20 protein-coding genes are annotated in these 22,709 nt (G+C 65.6%); 9 read left to right on the top strand and 11 right to left on the bottom strand.

The genetic code is table 11. The annotated features are described in order from the left end of the window. The 4 genes from G3N97_RS23100 to G3N97_RS23085 all read left to right on the top strand — a co-directional run. On the top strand, positions 1 to 501 hold a 501-nt coding region (locus G3N97_RS23100), incomplete at its 5' end, for an HlyD family secretion protein (RefSeq protein WP_205995280.1). Further along, entirely contained in the window at positions 498 to 1,460 is a 963-nt protein-coding gene (locus tag G3N97_RS23095; protein ID WP_241030766.1) for an ABC transporter ATP-binding protein, read from the top strand. The genes G3N97_RS23100 and G3N97_RS23095, both read left to right, overlap by 4 nt. Beyond that, the gene (locus G3N97_RS23090; RefSeq protein WP_205995279.1) at positions 1,457 to 2,599 is read left to right on the top strand and encodes an ABC transporter permease; all 1,143 of its coding nucleotides are present in this window, start codon (positions 1,457 to 1,459) and stop codon (positions 2,597 to 2,599) included. Before G3N97_RS23095 ends, G3N97_RS23090 begins: the two co-directional genes overlap by 4 nt. Positions 2,600 to 2,606: 7 nt before the next feature. Beyond that, positions 2,607 to 4,085 carry an efflux transporter outer membrane subunit gene (locus G3N97_RS23085; RefSeq protein WP_205995278.1) on the top strand — a complete coding sequence of 493 codons (1,479 nt, stop codon included), beginning with the start codon at positions 2,607 to 2,609 and terminating at the stop codon, positions 4,083 to 4,085. A 22-nt stretch (positions 4,086 to 4,107) separates the two neighbouring features. On the opposite strand, the gene G3N97_RS23080 is transcribed toward G3N97_RS23085, so the two are convergent. From G3N97_RS23080 to G3N97_RS23055, 6 genes are all read right to left on the bottom strand, one after another. Further along, positions 4,108 to 5,418: an MFS transporter gene (locus tag G3N97_RS23080; RefSeq protein WP_205995277.1), complete on the bottom strand. Its 1,311-nt coding sequence runs from the start codon at positions 5,416 to 5,418 to the stop codon at positions 4,108 to 4,110. Positions 5,419 to 5,491: 73 nt separating this feature from the next. After that, positions 5,492 to 6,742, bottom strand: coding sequence for a tricarballylate utilization 4Fe-4S protein TcuB (tcuB, locus tag G3N97_RS23075; protein WP_205995276.1), 1,251 nt, complete (start codon positions 6,740 to 6,742; stop codon positions 5,492 to 5,494). Next, positions 6,729 to 8,210: an FAD-dependent tricarballylate dehydrogenase TcuA gene (gene tcuA / locus G3N97_RS23070; protein ID WP_205995275.1), complete on the bottom strand. Its 1,482-nt coding sequence runs from the start codon at positions 8,208 to 8,210 to the stop codon at positions 6,729 to 6,731. Before tcuA ends, tcuB begins: the two co-directional genes overlap by 14 nt. Positions 8,211 to 8,351: 141 nt before the next feature. After that, on the bottom strand, positions 8,352 to 9,275 hold the full coding sequence (locus G3N97_RS23065) for a LysR family transcriptional regulator (protein WP_205995274.1): 924 nt from the start codon (positions 9,273 to 9,275) through the stop codon (positions 8,352 to 8,354). A 191-nt stretch (positions 9,276 to 9,466) separates the two neighbouring features. After that, complete coding sequence (locus tag G3N97_RS23060; protein WP_065065340.1) at positions 9,467 to 9,766, bottom strand: AzlD family protein; 300 nt, start codon at positions 9,764 to 9,766, stop codon at positions 9,467 to 9,469. Further along, on the bottom strand, positions 9,759 to 10,490 hold the full coding sequence (locus tag G3N97_RS23055) for an AzlC family ABC transporter permease (protein WP_205995273.1): 732 nt from the start codon (positions 10,488 to 10,490) through the stop codon (positions 9,759 to 9,761). The genes G3N97_RS23060 and G3N97_RS23055 overlap by 8 nt, the downstream gene beginning before the upstream one ends. 378 nt (positions 10,491 to 10,868) lie before the next feature. Here G3N97_RS23055 and G3N97_RS23050 point away from each other — a divergent pair, with 378 nt between their 5' ends. After that, positions 10,869 to 12,353 (top strand): amidase, encoded by a 1,485-nt coding sequence (locus G3N97_RS23050; protein WP_205995272.1) that lies wholly within the window; start codon positions 10,869 to 10,871, stop codon positions 12,351 to 12,353. A gap of 65 nt (positions 12,354 to 12,418) precedes the next feature. Here the strand turns inward: G3N97_RS23050 and G3N97_RS23045 are convergent, their stop codons facing one another. From G3N97_RS23045 to G3N97_RS23030, 4 genes are all read right to left on the bottom strand, one after another. Next, the gene (locus tag G3N97_RS23045) at positions 12,419 to 13,258 is read right to left on the bottom strand and encodes an ABC transporter permease (protein ID WP_205995271.1); all 840 of its coding nucleotides are present in this window, start codon (positions 13,256 to 13,258) and stop codon (positions 12,419 to 12,421) included. 13 nt (positions 13,259 to 13,271) lie between these two features. After that, positions 13,272 to 14,549, bottom strand: a complete 1,278-nt coding sequence (locus tag G3N97_RS23040) for an ABC transporter permease (protein WP_205995281.1) — start codon at positions 14,547 to 14,549, stop codon at positions 13,272 to 13,274. Between the two features lie 113 nt (positions 14,550 to 14,662). Further along, a complete protein-coding gene (locus G3N97_RS23035; protein ID WP_231957773.1) occupies positions 14,663 to 15,688 on the bottom strand; it encodes an ABC transporter substrate-binding protein in 1,026 nt (341 codons plus the stop codon). Positions 15,689 to 15,775: 87 nt separating this feature from the next. Further along, positions 15,776 to 16,879, bottom strand: a complete 1,104-nt coding sequence (locus tag G3N97_RS23030) for an ABC transporter ATP-binding protein (RefSeq protein WP_205995270.1) — start codon at positions 16,877 to 16,879, stop codon at positions 15,776 to 15,778. Positions 16,880 to 17,055: 176 nt separating this feature from the next. Here G3N97_RS23030 and G3N97_RS23025 point away from each other — a divergent pair, with 176 nt between their 5' ends. From G3N97_RS23025 to G3N97_RS23010, 4 genes are all read left to right on the top strand, one after another. After that, a complete protein-coding gene (locus G3N97_RS23025) occupies positions 17,056 to 18,594 on the top strand; it encodes a PLP-dependent aminotransferase family protein (RefSeq protein WP_205995269.1) in 1,539 nt (512 codons plus the stop codon). A 238-nt stretch (positions 18,595 to 18,832) separates the two neighbouring features. After that, the gene (locus G3N97_RS23020) at positions 18,833 to 19,867 is read left to right on the top strand and encodes a peptidase U32 family protein (protein WP_205995268.1); all 1,035 of its coding nucleotides are present in this window, start codon (positions 18,833 to 18,835) and stop codon (positions 19,865 to 19,867) included. 34 nt (positions 19,868 to 19,901) lie between these two features. After that, positions 19,902 to 20,789: a U32 family peptidase gene (locus tag G3N97_RS23015; protein ID WP_205995267.1), complete on the top strand. Its 888-nt coding sequence runs from the start codon at positions 19,902 to 19,904 to the stop codon at positions 20,787 to 20,789. 25 nt (positions 20,790 to 20,814) lie between these two features. Then, the gene (locus tag G3N97_RS23010) at positions 20,815 to 21,276 is read left to right on the top strand and encodes an SCP2 sterol-binding domain-containing protein (RefSeq protein WP_241030765.1); all 462 of its coding nucleotides are present in this window, start codon (positions 20,815 to 20,817) and stop codon (positions 21,274 to 21,276) included. Positions 21,277 to 21,407: 131 nt separating this feature from the next. Here G3N97_RS23010 and G3N97_RS23005 read toward each other — a convergent pair. Continuing rightward, positions 21,408 to 22,709: DUF748 domain-containing protein (locus G3N97_RS23005; RefSeq protein WP_205995265.1), on the bottom strand; the 1,302-nt coding region annotated here is incomplete at its 5' end.

Genomic DNA, 22,709 nt, shown 5'->3' with positions numbered 1-22,709 from the left:
CAGGTGCGCGAACTGCGCAATCAGGTGCGCGTCGCCAACCTGCCCGGCCGCACGGCGCAGATCGCCGCGCAAGCCGCCGACGTCAAGGCCGCGCAAGCCACGCTCGCGCAGGCGCAGTGGAAACTCGACCAGAAGCGCGTGGCCGCGCCGCGCGACGGGCTCGTCTACGACACGCTGTATCGCGTCGGCGAATGGGTGCAGGCGGGCAATCCGGTCGTGCAGATGCTGCCGCCGCAAAACGTGAAGCTGCGCTTTTTCGTGCCGGAAAACGTGGTCGGCGCGCTCGCTCCGGGCCGCAAGATTCTCGTGCATTGCGACGGCTGCGCGGCCGACGTGCCCGCCACGCTCAGCTACGTCTCGAACGCCGCCGAGTACACGCCGCCCGTCATCTACAGCAACGAGAGCCGCAGCAAGCTCGTGTACATGATCGAAGCGCGCCCGAGCGCCGCCGACGCGCCGAAGCTCCATCCGGGCCAGCCGGTGCAGGTGCGGCTGCAATGAGCCGCAATGAGGTGGCGATGAGCGACCCGGCCCGCTACGCGATCGACGTGCGCCACCTGAACAAGCATTTCGGCGATAAACACGTGGTCAACGACGTCTCGCTGCGCGTCGCGCCCGGCGAGATCTTCGGCTTTCTCGGGCCGAACGGCAGCGGCAAAACCACCTCGATCCGCCTGATGTGCGGTCTGCTCACGCCCGACTCGGGCGAAGGCACCTGCCTCGGCTACGACATCGTGCGCGAGAGCGCGCAGATCAAGCGGCGCGTCGGCTATATGACGCAGCGCTTTTCGTACTGGGACGACCTCACGATCCGCGAAAATCTCGACTTCGTCGCGCGCATCTATCAGATGCCGAACCGTCGCGAGACCGTCGACCGCGCGCTCGAATCGCTCGGCCTCGCAAGCCGCGCGAGCCAGCTCACCGGCGCGCTTTCGGGCGGCTGGAAGCAGCGCCTCGCGCTCGCGGCGTGCATGCTGCACGAGCCGCAACTGCTGCTGCTCGACGAACCCACCGCAGGCGTCGATCCCACCGCGCGCCGCGACTTCTGGGAAGAGCTACATCGACTCGCCGCGCGCGGCATCTCGGTGCTCGTGAGCACGCACTACATGGACGAGGCCGAGCGCTGTCACAAGCTCGCCTATATCGCCTACGGCAAGCTGCTCGCGCAGGGCACGGCCGCCGAGGTGATCGCCTCGCAGGACCTCGAAACCTGGGCGATTCACGGCGACAAGCTCAGCGAACTCTCCACGCAATTGCGCACGCAAAAAGGCGTCGATCAGACGGTCGTGTTCGGCTCGTCGCTGCATGCGAGCGGACGCGATCACGCCGCGCTCGCCGCCGCCATCGAACATGCCGTCGCGGGCAAATCGCTGCGCGCGGAACGCATCGACACGGGACTCGAAGACGTCTTCATCTACATGATGGGCCACGCTCAGGATAACTATGGAGGCGCGACATGAAGTTCGCGCCCGCGTTCTCCGTCACGCGCTGGTGGAGCATCGTGCTCAAGGAGTTTCTGCAACTCAAGCGCGACCGCGTGACCTTCGCGATGATCGTCGGCCTGCCGATCATCCAGTTGACGCTGTTCGGCTATGCGATCAACACCGATCCCAAGCATCTGCCCACGGCCATCGTGATCCACGACGACAGTCCGTTCGCGCGCAGCTTCGTCGCGGGCATGAAGAACTCGGACTATTTCGACGTGATCGAAACACTGCCCGACGAAGCCGCCGCGCAACACGCGCTCGCGCGCGGCAGCGTGCAATTCGTGCTGAGCGTTCCCGTCGACTTCTCGCGGCGTCTGCTGCGCGGCGAGCGCCCTGCGCTGCTCGTCGAAGCCGACGCCGCCGATCCCACCGCCATCACCACCGCGCTCGCGGCGCTGCCGGGCCTCGTCGCGCCCGCCGCCGCGAAAGATCTCACGGGACCGCTCGCGCGCCTGAACGGCACGCCCGCCGCCTTCGACGTGCAGATCCACCGCCTCTACAACCCCGAGGGCATCACGCAGTACAACGTCGTGCCCGGCCTGATGGGCGTGATCCTCACGATGACGATGGTGATGATGACCGGCCTCGCCATCACGCGCGAACGCGAGCGCGGCACCATGGAGAATCTGCTCGCCACGCCCGTGCTGCCCATCGAAGTGATGACGGGCAAGATCGTGCCTTACGTGGCGATCGGGCTCGTGCAGGCGAGCATCATCGTGCTGGCCGCGCGCTACGTGTTTCATGTGCCGTTCGCGGGCAGTCTCGTCGCGCTGTATCTCTCGGCGCTGCTGTTCATCGCCGCCAATCTGACCGTGGGCATCACGCTCTCCTCGCTCGCGCAGAACCAGTTGCAGGCCATGCAGCTCACAGTGTTCTATTTTCTGCCGAGCCTGCTGCTGTCCGGCTTCATGTTTCCGTTCGCGGGCATGCCGCGCTGGGCGCAGTGGATCGGTGGCGTGTTGCCGCTCACGTATTTCAACCGCCTCGTGCGCGGCATTCTGCTCAAGGGCAACGGCTGGGCCGATCTGTGGCCGTCGGTGTGGCCGCTCGCGGTTTTCACGGCGATCGTGATGGCGATCGCCGTGCGCTTCTACCGGCGCACGCTCGATTGAGACGACGATGACGACGCCCGCCCGCTCCCTTGCCCTCGCGTCGAGTTTCGTGCTCGCGGCGTGCGCCGTCGGCCCCGATTTTCACGCGCCCGCCGCACCCGACACACCGAACTACACGCGCGAGGCATTGCCCGCCGCCACCGCGTCCGCGCCTGGCGAAGGCGGCGCGCCGCAAACCTTCGCGGGCGCCGATCACGCGCCGCGCGCCTGGTGGACGCAGTTCGGCAGTCCCGCGCTCGACGCGCTCGTCGACGAAGCGCTGCGTGCGAGTCCCACGCTCGAATCGGCGCGCGCGAAGCTCGTCGAAGCGCGCGAGAACTACAACGCGCAAGCGGGCGCGACGCTGTTTCCTTCTATCGACGCCAAGCTGAGCGGCACGCGTCAGAAGATCGACCTGGCTGCGTTCGGCATCACGCAGGTGCCGAATCCGGGCCCGTTCACGCTCTACGACGCGTCGGTGAGTATTTCGTATGTGTTCGATATTTTTGGCGCGAACCGACGCGCGCTCGAAGCCACGCTCGCGCAAGTAAATTATCAGGAATACGAACTGCAAGCGGCGCAACTGAGCGTGGCGGGCAACGTCGTCGCTGCGGCGCTGCGGCGCGCCTCGCTGCGCAGTCAGATCGACACGACGCAGCAACTGATCGACGCGCAAACGCGTCAGCTCGCGATCATGGAAGCGCGGCTCGCGGCGGGCGGCGTCGCGCGGCTCGACGTCCACAGTCAGCGCACGCTGCTCGCGCAAACGCGCGCCGCGCTGCCGCCGCTCACCACGCAACTCGCGCAGACCGATCATCAACTGGCGATCCTGCTGGGCGCGCCGCCGTCGAGCGACGCCTACGCGCAATCGCTCGATTCGCTCACGCTCGACGCGCTGCATCTGCCCGACACCGTCGCGCTCACGCTGCCCGCCACGCTCGCGCGCGAACGGCCCGACATCCGCGCGTCGGAGGCGCTGCTGCATCAGGCGAGCGCGAATATCGGCGTGGCGACGGCGAATCTCTTTCCGCAGATTTCGCTCTCGGCGAGCGTGGGTTCGGAGCGCACGCGCGTCGCCGATGTGATCGGCGGGCTGAACATCTGGAACGTCGGGCTCGGTCTCACGCAACCGATTTTTCACGGCGGCGAGTTGCGCGCGAAGCGGCGCGCGTCGCAAGCGGCTTACGACGCGGCTTTCGCCGACTATCGGCAAACCGTGCTGCTCGCACTGCAACAGGTCGCCGATACGCTGCACGCGCTGCAGGACGACGCGCTCGAACTGCAGGCGCGCGACACGGCCGCGCGCGAAGCGCAAGCGAGCGCCGATATCGCGCGCAGCCGCTATGCGGTGGGTGGCGTGAGCGAATTCGATCTCGTCGATGCGCAGCGCCAGGCGCTGCAAACCGCGCTCGACCGCACGCGCGCGCAGACCACGCGTCTCGCGGATACCGCCGCGCTCTATCAATCGCTCGGCGGCGCGGCGCTGCCTGGCGACGCCGCGCAATAACGCCCGTCGTCGCGATCGATACCTACGATTGTGCGACCGCGAGCGGCGCGCCGCGCCGGTACAGCGCCAGCGTCGCGCCCAGCCCGCACGCCGCCGCGAAACACAGCCAGTAACCGGGCGCGGCCTTGTCGTGCGTGACCTGAATCAGCCACGTCGAGACCGCCGGCGTGAAGCCGCCGAACAGCGCCGTCGCGAGACTGAATGCGAGCGAGAAGCCGGCCACTCGCACCTGCGCGGGCATCACTTCCGTGAGCGCGGCGACCATCGCGCCGTTGTACATGCCGAAGAAAAACGAGAACCACAGCAGCACCGCGAGCATGCGCGCGAAGCTCGCGCTCGCCACCAGCCAGGACAGCGCGGGATACGCCGTGAGCAACGCGAGCACGGTGATGCCGATGAGAATCGGCTTGCGGCCGATGCGATCGGAAAGCGCGCCGCCCACCGGCAGCCAGAAGAAGTTCGACACGCCCACGCACAGCGTCACGATCAGGCTCTCGGCGGTCGTGAGCTTGAGCACGGTCTTGCCGAACGTCGGCGTGTAGACGGTGATCAGATAGAACGTCGTGGTCGTCATCGCGACGAGCAGCATGCCTGCGATCACGATGCGCCAGTTGGCGAGCAGCAGCGCGAACACCTCACGCGCGTGCGGATGATGCGTGCGCGCCGCGAACGCCTCGGTTTCCGCGAGCGTGCGGCGCAGCAGGAACAGGAACGGCACGATCGCGCAGCCGATCAGGAACGGAATGCGCCAGCCCCACGCGGCAATCGCGCTCGCGCTGAGCCATGAGTTGAGCGCGTAACCAAGCGCCGCCGCCACCACGATCGCCACCTGCTGGCTCGCCGACTGCCAGCTCGTGTAGAAGCCTTTGGTGCCCGGCGTCGCGAGTTCGGCGAGATAGACCGACACGCCGCCCAATTCCGCGCCCGCGGAAAAGCCCTGCAGCAAGCGCCCGAGCAACACGAGCAAAGGCGCGGCCACGCCGATGGCCGCGTAGCCCGGCACCGCCGCGATCAGGATCGTGCCGCTCGCCATGATCGCCAGCGTGACGATCAGGCCGCGTCGGCGACCCACTTTGTCGATATACGCGCCGAGAAAAATCGCCCCGAGCGGCCGCATCAGAAAGCCCGCGCCGAATACCGCGAACGTGAGCATCAGCGAGGCGAACTCGCTGTCGGCGGGAAAGAATACGCGTGAAATCGAGGTCGCGTAGAAGCCGAACAGGAAGAAGTCGAATTGCTCGAGGAAGTTGCCGCTCGTCACGCGCAGCACGGCGGCAGCCGTCGATGCGCGCGTGCGGGCCGGGCGCGTCCCGGCGACGGTGGACGGGGTCACGATGCGTGTCTCCTTGTGGTTTTGTGGGGTGCTGCGGGTGCTGCTTGTACTGCTTGTGTTTCGGCGGCTCGCGTCAGTCCGATGCCGTGGCGGGCGCCTTCGCCGTGCGCCTTTCGATGGCCGCCTTCACGAGCGCCGCGCTGCGAAAGATGCCGTGCGCGAACTTGCCGTAGGGCATGGTCGCGAACAGCGCCATCACCGCGCCCAGATGCACGGCCAGCAGCCCGGCCATCGCGGCGGTGTCGCGCAAGGCAAGCAGCGCGAGTCCGCTTGCGCTCGTCATGATCAGCAGGGCGATGAACGCGCGGTCCATCGGACGCTGACGCAAGTCCGTGCGCGCCGGATCGCGATGCAGATTCAGCCACAGCAATCCCGATGCGCCCGCCAGCAGGCTCACGCCGCCCACCGTGCCGAGCAGCACCGGCGCGCTCAGCAACGGATACGGCGCTTCCAGCCCGAACGCGTAGTGATAGAGCGTGGCGACCGCCGTGGCCGCGAAGCACAGCATGAAACCGTAGAACGTCAAATGATGGAAGCGGCGGCGTGCGAGCGTGAAGCGATCGTCGGCTTCGTTGCAGCCTTCGCCGTGACCGCCGTCGAGATACTTGAGCGTGAGCGCATCGTGCGCCGCTTCGGCGAGTGCGCCCGGCGTGGCGTCGCCGGTCGAGACGTCACGCAGAAAACGCGTGACGCCGACGCCCAGCGCGAGCATCGCGAACAGAAACACCGCGCCGAACAGCGTCGCCAGCACGTTGTGCGGAAAGATCGCGTAGAAGTTGCCGCCGGGAATCGCGCTATTGAATGTGCGTCCGACCGCGGGACCGCCGAGCACCGCGCCCAGCGCGATGAACAGCGCAAGGCCGAGCGCCAGCGCGAACGCCACCGTTAAACCGTTGCGCTTGTAGAGCGCGCCGAACGCGCGCGGCCACGCATATTCCGTGTAAGTGTCCATGCGCACCTGCGCCATCGCCTTCGGCACGTTCACCGCGAATTCGTGCGGCGGCGCGTACTGGCAAGCGTGATAACACGCGCCGCAGTTGTGGCAGAGATTGGCGAGATAGTTGACGTCGGCTTTCGCGAACGAGAGACGCTTCGTCATTGCCGGAAAGACCGCGCAAAAGCCCTCGCAATAGCGGCACGCGTTGCAGATCTGCATCTGCCGCGCGACTTCGCTTTCGTGCGCCGTCATGGCTTGCGGCGCGAAGCGGATCACCTGTTCGCGCAGCGCCGGTTGCGTCGCGCCTGCGTTCGTCGCCGTGTCGGCGCGCGCGCCGGACGCGGCCAGTTCGCGCGCCTCGCGCGTCAATGCTTCAAGCTGCTGCACGTGCTGCTCCCTTCGATTCGAATGCGGCGCGCGCCGCCTGCGTGCCCGCGATGCGCCCGAACGCGGTGCCGATCGACATCCCCACGCCCGCCGTATAGCCCTTGCCGAGCACGTTGCCCGCCATCATTTCGCCCGCCACATAAAGGTTCGCGCTCGGCTCGCCGCCGAAGTGCACCTGCGCGTGCGCGTTCACCTTGAGCCCGAGATACGTGAACGTGATGCCGGGCCGCAGCGCATAGCCAAAGAACGGCGGCGCGTCGAGCGGCAGCGCCCAGTGCGTCTTGGGCGGCTGCAAGTGCTCGGTGTGACAGTCGTCGAGTGTCGTGTGATCGAACGTGCCCACGCGGCACGCCGCGTTATAGCGCTGCACCGTCTCGACGAAGCGCGCCTCGGGCAAGCCGAGCTGGCGCGCGAGTTCGGGCAGCGTGTTCGCCTGCACGCCCGGAAACACCGGCGGCATGAAGCGGCCCACCGCCTTCGAGTCGACGATCGAATAGCCGATCTGGTCCGGCTGCTGCGCGACGAGACGTCCCCAGATCGCGTAACGCTTGGGCCAGAAGTCCTCGCCTTCGTCGTAGAAGCGTTCGGCGTCGCGATTCACGACCACGCCCAGCGACACGCAGTCGATCCGCGTGCAGATGCCGCCGTCGTAGAGCGGCGCGCGTGCGTCGATGGCCACGCAATGCGATTGCGACGGGTCGCCGATCGCGTCCGCGCCCGCCTCGATCATGTTCTTGAGCAGCACGCCTTCGTTGAAGCGCGTGCCGCGAATCAGGAAGTTGTCGGCGGGCCATTCGCCGCGTTCGTTTTGCCCCCACGCTTCGCGCAGCCACGCGCGGTTCGACTCGAAGCCGCCCGCTGCGAGCACGCAGGCGCGCGCCGCGAAACGCTGCGCGCCGCTGTACGCCGCGACGAAACGCGTGCCATCCATCTCGATGCGATCGACGGGTGTTTCATAGCGGATCTGCACGCCGAGCGCTTCGGCGCTGCGGTAATACGCGTTGACGAGCGCCTTGCCGCCGCCCATGAAGAACGCGTTGGTGCGCGCCACGTGCAGCGCGCCCGAGAGCGGCGGCTGAAAATGCACGCCATGCTTGCACATCCACGGACGACACGTCGACGACGCGCGGATCACGAGGCGCGCGAGCGGCTCGTTCGTGAGGCCGCCTGTGACCTTGAGCAGGTCCTGCCAGTATTCTTCCTCGGGATAAGCGTCGACGAGCACGTCTTGCGGCGCGTCGTGCATGCAGCGCAGATTGCGTGTGTGCTGCGAATTGCCGCCGCGCCATTCGCGCGGCGCGCTTTCGAGCAGCAGCACCGAAGCGCCCGCTTCGCGCGCCATCAAGGCGGCGCAGAGCGCGGCATTGCCGCCGCCGATCACGAGGACGTCGGCGACGATATCGGTGGGATTCGCGACGGGGGTCGCGGTGGGGATCGCGCTGTGGGTCGCGTTCAATACTTCGGCCATCTTCGTATGTCTCCTTCGAGACGCACTCTAGAGGGCACGCGCCGCGCGCGCCAGCAGGCGCACGGCAACAGGGCTTCACGATTCGTGAAGGGTCGCGGCAAAGCGCTGTGGCGAACCGCTGCGGCAACCGCGACCGCGACGTTATGCGCGCAACGCGGCGCCAGGCCAGCGCCCGGCCTGCACGAGTTCGCGCGCAACGTCGGCGAGCACGACGCGGGCCGCGAGCGCGGCGGGCGAGAGTTCGTCGTCGGAGACACTGACGAGCAGATTGGGGCGCAGCGCGTCGCGATCCGAAACGCGCACGCTCGCGAGCGCGCCGGGCGCGACGCGCGCGAGGGCCGCGCCAGGCTGGATCGTCGCGGCGAGGCCGTGGCAGACGGCGTCCATCAGCACGGCGAGACCGTCGACTTCCGCGACCACGTTCGGTGCGCTGCGTGCGCGCTCGAACGCCTTCGAGAGCAGGCTGCGCAAACCATGCGACCCGCTCGGCAAGATCAGCCGCAGATCGCCGAGCTTCGCGAGCGCGACGCGCGAACCTGTCGGCATGCCCGCGAGATCCTTCGCGCCGATCACGAACAGACGCTCGTCGAGCAGCGGCATCACGCTCCAGCGCTGCGCGGGCTCCTCGCGGAAAATCACCGCCAGATCGATCTGCCGCGCACCCAGCATCGACCCGAGATAGCCCGAGAGACTTTCGACGATACGCAGACGCACGTCGGGATAGCGCTCCTGCATCGCGCGCATGAACGGCACCGCGAGCACGCCGCTCGTGCTGGGCGCGAGGCCCACGCTCACCTGCCCGGAGAGGCGCTTTTCGCGCGCGGCGGCCGCGGCGGCATCGACGTGACGCAGCGCAAGCTGCGCCTGACGCCAGAACGCGAGACCCGCGTCAGTGGGCACGACGCCGCCCGAAGTGCGCTGCAGGAGACGCGTCGAGAGTTCGCTTTCGAGCCGGCTGATCTGCTGGCTCAGCGCCGAGGTGACCATCCCCAGTTCGAGCGCCGCACGGCCCATGCTGCCGTGCTCGATCACGCTGACGAAATAGCGCAGTTGGCGTAGCTCCATGTTCTCTCCGCTCGCGGCTCCGGTGGCGACAGACGCTATTGTCGATAGCGACGCCGCAAAACGCAAACACCACGCGCAACGAAGCCGCTATACGTACACATCAGCAATAATTTGGCATCCGAACTATTTTTCTCGAACGGCGAATGATGCAAGGACGGCGCGCGCTCAGCGCGCCGACGCTCCCATCACGATCAGCCGACGAAGTGCCGCAACAGCCCCGTCGCCACCACGCCGATCACGACGGTCGGCAGCAGCGAAAGCCGCATGGCCGCGGCGAGCGTGACCGCGAGGCCGAGAAGATCGGCGGGACGGCTCGACACGAACGCGGGCGCGATCACCGAGATCAGCACGCAGCCCGGCACGTTCTGCATGATCGCCTGCATACGCGGGCTCAGCGTGCGGTCACGCAGCACCACGAAGCCGACCACGCGCGTGGCGTAGGTCGACGCCGCCATCAGCACGATGACAAGTACAGTGGTCCAGTCAAGCATCGCGCTTCTCCATGGCAACTGCCGCCAGCAGACCGGCGCACGCGCCCGCCGCGACATACCACGCGCCCGGCACGAGCCGGTACGTGACGCCCGCCACCACGAGGCTCACGAACCACGGGCTCGACGCCCGCGCGCCCTTCCACATGCCCTTGAGCAGCACGAGGAAAACGGCCGTGAAGGCCATGTCGAAGCCGTAGCGCTCGACGTCGCCGAGCACCGGACCAAGCACGGCCCCGAGCGCCGTGAAAGCGACCCACGTGAGCCACAGGTTGACGGCCGCGCCGAGGTAGTAGGCGAGGCTGATCGAATCCTGCTTGCGCCCGTTGGCGTCGGCGAGCGCGAGCGCCCAGCTCTCGTCGCACATCAGGAACAGCGCGGCCAGCGCGCGCGGCAGCGGCACGTGACGCATACGGGGCGCGAGCGCGGCGCCCATCAGGATATGGCGCGCGTTCACGAGCAGCGACATCAGGACGATCAGCGCGATATGCGGCGGCGAGGTCCACAGATGGACGGCCGTGAACTCCGAGCCGCCCGCAAAGTTCATCCCCGTCATCATGGGCACTTCGAGGACGCTGAGGCCCTTCTGGGCGGCCTGCGCGCCCAGCACCAGCGCGAACGGCACGAAACCCAGCATGACGGGCAGCGCGGCGCGCATCCCTCGGGCCATTTCGGCGCGGACCTGCGAGGCGCGCGACGCCACCGAGGGCGAATACAAACTGCTCATTACCTTTCCTTCAACCAGATCTTCAATCAAGCGACGAGCGCGAAGCCTACCGCGCCACCGGGGCATCGGGCTTGAACGTTCCTGCGGTCGGCGCGTATTCAGCGCCTGTTCGGCACGAATGCGCCCTGAATACGGCTCGAATACCGCCGGAATGCACCCCGCCGCGCGAGAGGCGCTATTGTCGTCATCGCGCTTACAAAAAGCAAACGCCGCATACCGACGACGCACAGGCGACGCACAAACAACGCGCCCCAGGCGGCAACCATTGATTCACGCGGCAACCAGCCGTTCGCTTCCGCGCGCGCGCAGGCCAGGCGACAATGAACCGGAGCCCGCTCCAGCCGCCCCATCCGTCACCATCTTCACCGAGAGTCACGCATGAATCTGGCATTGCCCCCGTCCGCCCCGCTCGCGCCCCACGACATCGTCGCCGCCGACGCGCTCGAACTCTCGCAGTGGATCCGCCTGCGCAAGGTCTCGTGCCGCGAAGTGATGCACGCCTTCCTCGCCCACATCGCGCGCGTGAACACGCCGGCCAACGCCATCGTGTCGCTGCGCGAACGCGGCACGCTGCTGGCCGAAGCCGACGAACGCGACGCGCAGCTCGCGCGCGGCGAGTATCTCGGCTGGCTGCACGGCATCCCGCAGGCGCCGAAGGATCTCTCGGCGACGGCCGGCCTCGCTTCGACGCAAGGCTCGCCGATCTTCCGCAACGAGGTGCCGAAAACCGACGCGCTGATGGTCGCGCGGCTGCGCGCGCAAGGCGCGATCTTCATCGGCAAGACCAACTCGCCGGAGTTCGGGCTGGGCTCGCACACCTACAACACGGTGTTCGGCACCACGCTCAACGCGTACGATCCGGGCCGCAGCGCGGGCGGCAGCAGCGGCAGCAGCGGCGGCACGGCCGTGGCGCTCGCGCTGCGCATGCTGCCGGTCGCCGACGGCAGCGACATGATGGGCTCGCTGCGCAATCCCGCGGGCTGGAACAACGTGTTCGGCTTCCGGCCTTCGCAGGGCCGCGTGCCCAACGCGCCCGCCGTCGATCTCTTCTACAACCAGCTCGGCAGCGCGGGGCCGATGGGCCGCAGCGTGCCCGACCTCGCCATGCTGCTGGCGACGCAGGCGGGCTACGACGCGCGCGCGCCGCTCTCGCTCGGCGACGATCCCGCGCAGTTCACGGCGCCGCTCGCGCGCGAGTTCGGCGGCACGCGCATCGGCTGGCTCGGCGACTACGGCGGCTATCTGGCGATGGAAGACGGCGTGCTCGCGCTCTGCGAGACGGCGCTCAGGGACTTCGGCGCGATCGGCTGCACGGTCGAGGCCGCGCGTCCCGACTATCCGATGGAAAAGCTCTGGGAGTGCTGGCGCACGCTGCGTCACTTCTCGGTGGCGGGCACGCTCGGCGCGCTCTGGCGCGATCCCGCGAAGCGCGCGCTGCTCAAGCCGGAAGCGCAATGGGAAGTCGAAGGCGGCCTCGCGCTCTCGGGCGACGACGTCTGGCAAGCCTCGGTCGCGCGCAGTCAGTGGTACAACGCGCTGCTCGCGCTGTTCGAGCAGTACGACTACCTGGCGCTGCCGAGCGCGCAGATCTTCCCGTTCGATGCGAACGAGCATTGGCCGAAGTCGATCGCGGGCCGCGCGATGGACACCTATCACCGCTGGATGGAAGTGGTGATCGGCGCGAGTCTCGCCGGGCTGCCCGTGGTGAGCGTGCCGGCCGGCTTCAACGCGCAAGGGCTGCCGATGGGTCTGCAACTGATCGGCAAGCCGCGCGCGGACTTCTCCGTGCTGCAACTGGCGAACGCCTATGACGAAGCGACGCGCTGGGTGAAGCGGCGCGTGCCCGCGAGCGTCGCCGTCTAAACACGGCGAGCGGACAAGAAAAAAGCGGCGCATCTGCGCCGCTTTTTTATTTGAGCCGAAGGACTTCAGGCCTTGATCGCGCGCGCCGCATTCCTGCCGCGCAGCCATTCGAGCGCCAGCAGCAGACAGGTCGAAAACACGATCAGGATCGTCGCGAGCGCGGCAATCGTCGGGCTGATGTTTTCGCGGATGCCGGTGAACATCTGGCGCGGCAGCGTCGTTTGATCGGCGCCCGCGAGGAACAGCGTGACGACCACTTCGTCGAACGACGTCGCGAACGCGAACAGCGCACCCGAAATCACGCCCGGCGCGATCACGGGCAGCGTGATGCGGAAGAAGGTCGTGACCGGATTCGCGCCCAGCGAGAGACTCGCGCGCACGAGATTGTGATTGAAGCCCGCGAGCGTGGCGGAGACCGTCGTCACCACGAAGGGCACGCCCAGCGACGCGTGCGCGAGAATCAGCCCGATATACGTGTTGGCGAGGCCGAGCGGCGCGAAGAACAGATACATGCCCACGCCCACCACCACGACGGGCACGATCATCGGCGAAATGAGGATCGCCATCAGCAGCGACTTGCCGCGGAAATCGGCCTTGTTCAGACCGATGGCCGCAAGCGTGCCGAGCACGGTGGCCACCACCGTCGCGAGCGGCCCGACGATGAAGCTGTTCTTCGCGGCCATGCGCCACTCGTCGGACATCACGAGGTTTTCGTACCAGCGCAGCGACCAGCCCGGAATCGGATAGACGAGAAACGTGCTCGACGAGAACGAGAGCGGCACGATCGCCAGCACCGGCAGGATCAGATACAGCAGCGTGAGCACGGCGAGGCCGCGCAACGTGAAGTACCAGACGCGTTCAATGCCCGAAGTGTGCGGCGCAAAAAGCGGTTTCGCGAATTTCATGACGTGGCCTCCGTTAGCCGAGGCTCAGGTTCGTGCGCGTGAAGCGCACGTAGACGAAATACAGCACGGTCGTGGCCGCCAGCAGCAGCGCGCCGAGCGAGCACGCCATGCCCCAGTTGATCGACACGTTCGTGAAGTACGCCACGTAGTAGCTCACCATCTGGTCGGCCGGACCGCCGAGCAGCGCGGGCGTGATGTAGTAGCCGATCGAGAGGATGAAGACGAGCAGCACGCCCGCGCCGATGCCCGGATAGGTCTGCGGCACGTACACGCGCCAGAAGGCCGCGAACGGATGGCTGCCGAGCGAGACGGCCGCGCGCTGAAACGTCGGCGGAATCGACTTCATCACGCTGTAGAGCGGCAGCACCATGAAGGGCAGCAGAATGTGCGTCATCGAGATATAGACGCCCACGCGGTTGAACAGCAGCGATAGCGGCGACGAAATGATGCCGGTGCCGATCAGCGCCTTGTTCACGAGCCCTTCGCTTTGCAGGATCACGATCCATGCGGCCACGCGCACGAGAATCGACGTCCAGAACGGAATCAGCACGAGGATCATCACGAGATTCGCGCGGCGCTCGGAAAGCGTCGAGATCCAGTAGGCGAGCGGATAGCCGAGCGCGAGCGCGAACAACGTGACGAACACGCTGATCACGAAGGTGCGGCCGAAGACGGCGAGATAGATCTGCTGCTCGGGATCGGCGGCCACGATGTTGCCGAATGCGTCCTGCTTGTGATCGAGCGACGCGAGCAGATAGAACGGCGAATAGCGGCCGCTGTTCTTCGCGATGGCTTGCCAGTACGCGACGTCGTTCCAGCGGTCGTCGAGTTCGACGATTCTGGCGCGCGTCTGCGCGGGCGTGAGTGTGAGCGGCTTGCCATCGTCGTCGGCGAGCGGCATGGCGCGCGCGGTCTTCGCGACGAGCGAGCGGTAGCCCGCGATTTCCACGTTCAGGCGGCGCGCGAGCGCGCCCATGGCGTCGCCGTCCTGCACCGCGGTGAGGTCCTGCGCGAGCGCGGCATACGCCGCGTCGGGCGGCGCGCTCTTGCGGTCCCAGCCGTGCAGCGCCGCGATCGTGTGCGGCAGCGCGGTGGCCACTTCGGGATTCTGCACGGCGCGCGTGAGCAGCGCCGCGATCGGCACGACGAAAATCAGCACCAGAAAGATCGCCAGCGGCGCGATCAGCAGCAGCGCCATCGTGCGCTTCTTCGCCTGCGCGAGGCGCAGTTCGCGCTTGAGGCGCGCGCTCGATTCGCCTGCGTCGTCGGCGACTTGGGTCGCGGTCGTCATCGTTGTCACATCAAGTCTCCTGCACTGCCTCCGTTGCCGCGCGGCGCGCCTCGCGAAAAACGAGGCGCGCCGCGCAACGGATACTTCAACGGTTCATGCGTCGATTCAGGCGCTTACTTCGCGGCCCACGATGCGAAGCGCTGCTCCAGCTCGTCGCCGTGGTCGGTCCAGAACGTGAGGTTCTGCTGCACCGCGTTCTTGCCGTTGGCCGGCGAGTTCGGCAGGTTTTCCAGCGTCTTCTCGTCGAGCGCCTTGATGGCGTTCTGGTTCACCGGACCGTAGGCGATGTGCTTCGCGTACTCCTGCTGCGGCTTCGGCGAGAGCGTGTAGGCGATGTACTTGAGCGCCGCGTCCTTGTTCGGCGAGCCCTTCGGAATCGCCCAGTAGTCCAGATCGTAGATGCTGCCGTTCCACACGACCTTGAGGTTCTTGCCTTCGCGCTGCGCGGCGTCGATGCGGCCGTTGAAGGCCGTGGACATCACGACGTCGCCGGCCACGAGGAACTGCGGCGGCTGCGCGCCCGCTTCCCACCACTGGATGTTCGGCTTCAGTTCGTCGAGCTTCTTGAACGCGCGGTCCTGGCCCGCCTTCGTCGAAAGCACCTTGTAGACGTCCTGCGGCGCGACGCCGTCGGCCATCAGCGCGAATTCGAGGTTGTACTGAGCGCCCTTGCGCATGCCGCGCTTGCCCGGGAATTTCTTCGTGTCCCAGAAGTCGGCCCAGCTCGTGGGCGCGGTCTTGAGCTTGTCGGCGTTATAGGCGAGCGCCGTCGACCACACGAAGAAGCCTGCGCCGCACGGCTGCTGCGCGGCCTTGATGAAGTCGCTCTTGTTGCCGAGCTTCGACCAGTCGAGCTTTTCGTACAGGCCTTCGTCGCAGCCGCGCGCGATGTCGCCCGTTTCGACTTCCACCACGTCCCAGTTGACGTGCTTCGCCTCGACCATCGCCTTGACCTTGGCCTGCTCGCCGTTGTACTCGACGGTGGTGATCTTGGTGCCCGACTGCGCCTGGTACGGCTCGTTGAAGGCCGCCTTCTGCGCGTTGCCATTCGCGCCGCCGAAGTTGACGACCGTGAGTTCCGCCGCGTGCGCCGCGCCGAACGAGAGTGCGAGCGTGGCCGCGACCGCCGCAACGCGCATGTTGCCGATCTTCTTCATGGTGAGTCCCTTCTCCTTGGTGGTTGTCTTGCCGGGCCCTTCAGCACGGGAGGCGTGGCCCGGTCGTCTTCACGCGAACACGCGCAGATGTTCGGGCGCAAACTCGAGCGCGACCGGCTGACCGGGCGCGAAACCGGCGAGCGCCTCGGTGCCGAGCGGCACCTTCACGAAGCACTCGTCCTGCTGGGGCAGACCGCAGCGCATGCGCACGTGGTCGCCGTAATAGATCAGACTGCGGGCCTCGCCCGCGATGGCGTTCGCACCGCTCAGCGCGCCATTCGACGCACCGTTCGCGGCGAGCTTCATGCGCTCGGGCCGGATGCACGCGATGGCGTCGGCGCCCGCCTGCGCGCCCGCAACGTTGCGGCCCTTGAGACGCGTGCCGTCGGCCAGATGGATTTCGCAGAACTCGCCTTCGACCGAGGCGATCTTGCCGCGCAGGCGATTGCTGTCGCCGATGAAGTTCGCGACGAACTCGTTGCACGGCGACTCATACAGACGATCCACCGTGTCGAGCTGCTGCACGATGCCTTTGTCGAACACCGCGACGCGGTCCGACATGGTGAGCGCCTCGCCCTGATCGTGCGTAACGTAGACGAAAGTGACGCCGAGCTTCTCGTGCAGCGACTTCAGTTCGTACTGCATATGTTCGCGCAGTTGCTTGTCGAGCGCGCCGAGCGGCTCGTCCATCAGCACGAGTTTGGGCTGGAACACCAGCGCGCGCGCCAGCGCGATACGCTGCTGCTGACCGCCCGACAGTTGCGCCGGATAACGCTTCGCGAAGCTTTCCATGCGCACCATCTTGAGCGCGTCGTTCACGCGCGCGGCGCGCTCGCCGGCGGGCACCTTGCGCACGCCCAGCGGATACGCCACGTTCTGCTCGACCGTCATGTGCGGGAACAGCGCGTAGTTCTGGAACACCATGCCGATATCGCGCTTGTGCGGCGGCACGTTGTTGAGCAGCTTGCCTTCGAGACGGATCTCGCCGCCAGTGGGAAACTCGAAGCCGGCGAGCATCATCAGGCACGTGGTCTTGCCCGAGCCGGACGGCCCCAGCAGCGTCAGGAACTCGCCCTGATAGATGTCCAGATCGAGTTGCTTCACGACCAGCGTTTCGCCGTCGTAGGTCTTGCGCACGCCGCGAAAGCTGACGATCACGTCCGATTGCTTCATCGCCCAGTCTCCTGTCTCTATTCCGTATTGCCGCGAGCCCGTATTGCCGCGAACTGTCGATCCGGCGCGATTAAATTATTTCTGTCGCTTGCATTAACCAGATCTGACGTGCGGATTACTATAGTCGGTCCCGGCTCTATCCAATGGAGCCATTTCATTATTCCTGATGGAACCACTTGGTCATGGTCATTTTGTCCGACTGGCTGGCCGCGCAGCTTGATAAAAACGACGTCGAACCCGTCTACCGGCAGCTCCTGCGCCTGATGCAGCAGGCCATCCTGACCGGCAAACTCGCGCCCGGCACCAAGCTGCCCAGCTCGCGCACGCTCGCGGGCGACCTGGGCATCGCGCGCAATACGGTGCTGCACGTCTACGACCAGTTGAGCGCCGAAGGCTACGTGCTTTCGACCACCGGCAGCGGCACCTATGTGGCCGATACGCGCCCGGATTCCGCCGCGATCGGCCCGCGCGCGAACGTGGCCACGCCGGACGGCGCTGACGCGTCGGCCGCGAACGCCGCGACTGGCGAACCCGCCGCCTGTCCGCGCGGCGACATGTCGGTGCGCGGACAGCGCCTGATCGACGAAGCGGGCGTCTCCGCCAAGCAATGGGGCGCGTTCATGCCCGGCGTGCCGGACGTGGCCGAGTTTCCCGCGCGCACCTGGAGCCGCCTGCAATCGCGGCTCTGGAAGTCGGCGAGCCACGATCTGCTCACCTACGCGCCGGGCGGCGGCTATCGGCCTTTGCGGCGCGCGTTGTCGGACTATTTGCGCGTCGCGCGCTCGGTGCGCTGCACGCCCGACCAGATCATCATCACCACCGGCATTCATCAGTCGATCGATCTCGCCGTGCGTCTGCTCGCCGACCACGGCGACCGCGCGTGGGTCGAAGAACCGTGCTACTGGGGCGCGCGCAGCGTGCTGCAGGCGTCGGGCATCAAACTCGCGCCGATTCCTGTGGATGCCGAAGGATTGAATCCGCGCGAATCGGATCTGCGCCATCCGCCGCGCATGGCGCTCGTCACGCCGTCGCATCAATATCCGCTCGGCATGGTGATGAGCCTCGCGCGCCGCCGCACGCTGCTCGAATACGCGCGCCAGCACAAGGTCTGGATCATCGAAGACGATTACGACAGCGAGTTTCGCTACGGCAGCCGGCCGCTCGCGTCGCTGCAGGGGCTCGACGAATCGGATCGCGTGATCTACGTGGGCAGTCTCGGCAAGCTGCTGTTTCCGGGCTTGCGCGTGGGCTATATGGTCGTGCCCGAACGCCTCGCGGCGACCTTTCGCACCGGCGTGGCGGAGCTGTATCGCGAAGGCCAATTGATGCAGCAGGCAGTCCTGGCCGAATTCATCATGGACGGTTATCTGACTTCGCACGTGCGCCGCATGCGCACGCTCTACGGCGAGCGGCGGCAATTGTTGATCGATGCGGTGACGCGGCATTTCGGCGATGCGCTGCCCGTGATGGGCGACGAAGCCGGCCTGCATTTCGTGCTCGGTCTGCCGGAACATTGCGACGACCGCGTAGTGACGGCGGCGGCTTACGACGCGGGCGTGATCGTGCGGCCGCTCGCTTCGTATTATCTCGGCAAGCAGCAACGGAAAGGATTACTAACCGGTTACGCGTGCGTGCCGCACGAGCACATCGAGCCGGCGTTCGCCACGCTCGCGCGGGTGATCGAGAAACATGCATTCGGGAAACGTGCGGCGTGACGTGAAGCGAAGTGAAATGAAATCCGGAATCGCGGTATATCTATACCGCTTTGTATCGATACCAATATCAAAACGGTAATTTCCCTTCCGGCCGTAGTTGCCTATATTCATTTTCAACGCAACTCCATAGAAGCATTCGTCGATTACGCGGCGTCGTTCATTAGCCACTGGAAATCAAGTGGCGAAGTGACGCGCCGCACTGAATTCACGACTGCTTTTGCTTTGAGTGAAGTCGAAAATGCATTTCCCCAAAGACGCTCAACCGGACCCGTCGCCGATCGAACTGGTCTGCCCCGCCGGTAATCTTCCCGCGCTGAAAATCGCAGTCGACAATGGCGCCGACTGTGTCTATCTCGGCTTTCGGGATGCGACAAACGCGCGCAACTTTTCCGGGCTGAATTTCACTCGCGAAGCGATAGAAACCGGCATTCGCTACGCGCATGCGCTCAAGCGCAAGGTCTTTCTCGCGCTCAACACCTATCCGCAACCGGACTCGATTGCGAACTGGCACAGCGCCGTGGATGCCGCCGCGGATCTGGGCGTCGATGCCGTGATTCTCGCCGACCCCGGTCTCATGCGTTACGCTTCGCGACATCACCCGGGATTGCGACTGCATTTATCGGTGCAGGGATCGGCCACCAATCATCAGGCGGTCAACTTCTATCACGAGCAATTCGGCATCGCGCGCGCGGTCTTGCCTCGCGTGCTGTCGCTGTCGCAAGTCGAGCAGTTGATCAGCGAAACGCCGGTCGAAATCGAGGTCTTTGGTTTCGGCAGTCTGTGCGTGATGGCGGAAGGCCGTTGTGCGCTGTCGTCGTACGTGACCGGCGAATCGCCGAATCTGAATGGCGTGTGTTCGCCCGCGAAAGCCGTGCGCTGGTTGCAGACGGCGGCGGGACTCGAATCGCGACTGAACGGCCTGCTGATCGACCGCTACGACGCCAATGAAAAGAGCGGCTATCCGACGCTGTGCAAAGGACGCTTCGTGGTCGAAGGCGAGGCGTATTACGCGATCGAAGAACCGACCAGCCTGAACACGCTCGAACTGCTGCCAAAGCTGATCGAGATGGGCGTGCGCGCGGTGAAAATAGAAGGACGTCAACGCAGTTCTGCGTATGTCGAACAGGTCACGCACGTGTGGCGCGAAGCGATCGACCAGTGTCTGCGCGACCCGCTGCGCTTTCGCGTTCAGTCCGAATGGCAGACCGATCTTTCGCGGCTTTCCGAAGGACATCAGCAGACTTTGGGCGCACTGCATCGCCCCTGGAAATGAGTCATTGCCACGCGCATCGCACGGAGCGTCAACCTTGAAGATCTCGCTTGGACCCGTTCAATATTATTGGCCGCGCACGACATTGCTCGCGTTCTACGAGCGCGTGGCGATGATGCCGGTCGATATCGTCTATCTCGGCGAAGTGGTGTGTTCGCGCCGCCACGAAATGCGGCTGTCGGACTGGATGGACATTGCCGCACGATTAACCGAAGCGGGCAAGGAAGTCGTGCTGAGCACGCAAACCTTGCTGGAGTCCGGCAAGGACATGCGCGTGCTCACGGACATCGCAGAAAACGGCCGCTACAGCGTCGAGGCCAACGACGTGGGCGCCGTGCAGCGTACGCGAGGAAAACCCTTCGTGGCAGGCGCATCGCTGAATATCTTCAATCCGCCGACACTCGAAATATTCGCGGAAGCAGGTGCAAAACGCTGGGTGGCGCCGCACGAAATGCATCAGTTCGATTTGCGCGCGTTACAGCATGCGCGACCGGCAGGCATGCAAACCGAGGTGTTCGCTTACGGACGTTTGCCGCTGGCGTATTCCGCGCGCTGTTTCAGCGCACGCAACCGCAATTTCCCCAAAGACAATTGCCAGTACGTGTGCAAGGACTATCCCGACGGCATGCTGCTGGAAACACGCGAATCGCAGCCGCTTTTCGTGCTCAACGGCATCTCCACGCAGACCGCGAATATCTACACGCTGATCGACGAAATCGGCACGATGCAAAACATGGGTGTCGATATCGTGCGTATCAGCCCGCAGCAACATCACACCGAAGAACTCGTGTCGCTGTTTCACCGCGTCATTCGCGCGCCGTCCGAATCCGCGGACGCCTTGGCGCACATGCTTCCCTTGATGCCCGCCGCGCCGTGCAATGGCTATTGGCATTCGAAACCCGGCTTCGAATTCGTTCGATCCTGAATGGATGCTTCGTAGAGGACCTGAAATGAATGAACTGTTGCATCGCATCCCGTCGCCCATCAAGCGCGTGCTTTCGCTGCTACCCGCGTATCCCGGCACGATACTGTTCGCCAGAGCGCTGAACCTCGCGCTTCGCCCTCATCTTCCCGACGATCTGAAATCGTCGATCGAGGGGCGCGCGCTGCGCATCGAGGTGAAAGACGCGGGCCTCGTTCTTGATTTCGTGTATCGCGCGAATGCCTTTCATGCATTGCGTCCGTCCGGGCAACCCGATCTCGTCATTAGCGCCGTTGCGCGCGATTTTTTCGCGCTCATGCGCCGTAAAGAAGATGCCGATACGCTGTTTTTCAGTCGCCGTCTCGTGATGGAAGGCGATACGGAACTGGGCGTGTGCATCAAGAGTTCACTCGACTCGATCGAATTGCCGTGGTTCGAGTTCGAGCGGGTGCTGGGACGCATTCGAGGCAAGGTGGCGGGCAGCACGTGACGTGAGCGCGAGCCGTCTGGTTTCGCCCTGAGTCCATCGCGCCAATCCGGCGCGAACTGGCTCGATTCCGTGCAACGGAATAAAAAAGCGCGCCTCACAAGGGCGCGCTTTTTTTTTGCATCGTCAGCCGCTTACTTCAGGCCGAAATCCACCCGCGTTGTCGCGCCCTTGTCGTCGATCCCCTTGGCATCGAGCTTGGGCGCCACTACGAACACGCGGCTCGGATCCACCTTGCCCTCGAAATACTGCTGCACCGCCTGCGCGCGCTGCTGCGCAAGATCGCGCAGCGTCGCGTCGTCGACGGGCGCGTGTTCGGCGAGCGCCTGCTTCATGTCGTCGTCGGGCAAGGTCTTGGTCAGGCCGATCATATTGCGCGGCTTCTTGAAATCGCCCGATTTATAGGCCTTCTCGAGATACTTGTCGTATTCCTTCGGATCGACCTTCACTTCCGACGTATCCACGCTTTCGCCGTTGCCCACGGTGTCCTTCACCTTCTGCTGACGCACGAGACGATCCACGTATTTCTCGCGCAGCGCAGGCGTATCCACGGCCGGATCGACGCGGCCGATCAGATCGATCTTGATCGACGGCTTGTCGTCGAGCGCCTTGGCGATGGTGTCGAGCTTCTTCGTATCGGCGTCGGTGAGCGTCGCCGTGCCCGGCGCGAATTCCACATAACCGAGTTCTTCGCCGCTGCCGCCGAACGCATTCGCGAGCAGCGAGAACGGCGCGGTCACGGCCTTCGCGATCAGATTCAGCACCGCTTTCCAGATCAGCCCGCCAATGCTGAACTCCGGATTCGAGAGCGAACCCGACACCGGAATGTTCACGTCGATTTCGCCGCGCCGGTTCTTCAGCAGCGAGATCGCGAGACGCACTGGCAGCTTGGTCGCCGTGTCGTTGTCGACGTGATCGCCGAACGTCAACTGGTCGATGAAGATGTGGTTGTTCGCTGTGAGCTGATCGTCGGCGAGCTGATAGTGCAGGTCGACGTTGAGCTTGCCCTTGGTGATCGGATAGCCCGCGTACTTCGCGGAATACGGCGTGAGATTCGTCAGCTCGATGTCGTGCGCGCTCGCGGTGAGATCGAGCGACGGCTTGGCGATCAGCGGATTCACCGTGCCCTTGATCGTGATCGGGCCGTTGGCCGCGAGCTTCGCCGAGACGTCGACGGGTGCGGGCGTGGTCGACTCCGTGCCGAACGCGCCCACGGTCCCCTGGATCTGCACGAGGTCGGCTGTGTAGTTTGGCTTGATGAAGTTGTCGGTGTAGTTCACGCGGCCGTTTTGCAGCACGAGCTGGCCGAAGTGCAGGCGCACCGGATTCTTCGGCGGCTGCGCGGCCGTGACGGTCGTGCTCGCGCCCGACGCGGCGGCGGGCGCCGACGCCGTCTGCACCGGCGCAGGTGCGGCTGCGGGCTCGCTCGCGGCCTG

The sequence above is a fragment of the Paraburkholderia sp. Ac-20347 genome (assembly GCF_017104805.1).
Taxonomy (GTDB): Bacteria; Pseudomonadota; Gammaproteobacteria; order Burkholderiales; family Burkholderiaceae; genus Paraburkholderia; species Paraburkholderia tropica.
The sequence above is the reverse complement of the archived record's forward strand: the minus strand, read 5'-3'. Positions and strand labels throughout refer to the sequence as shown.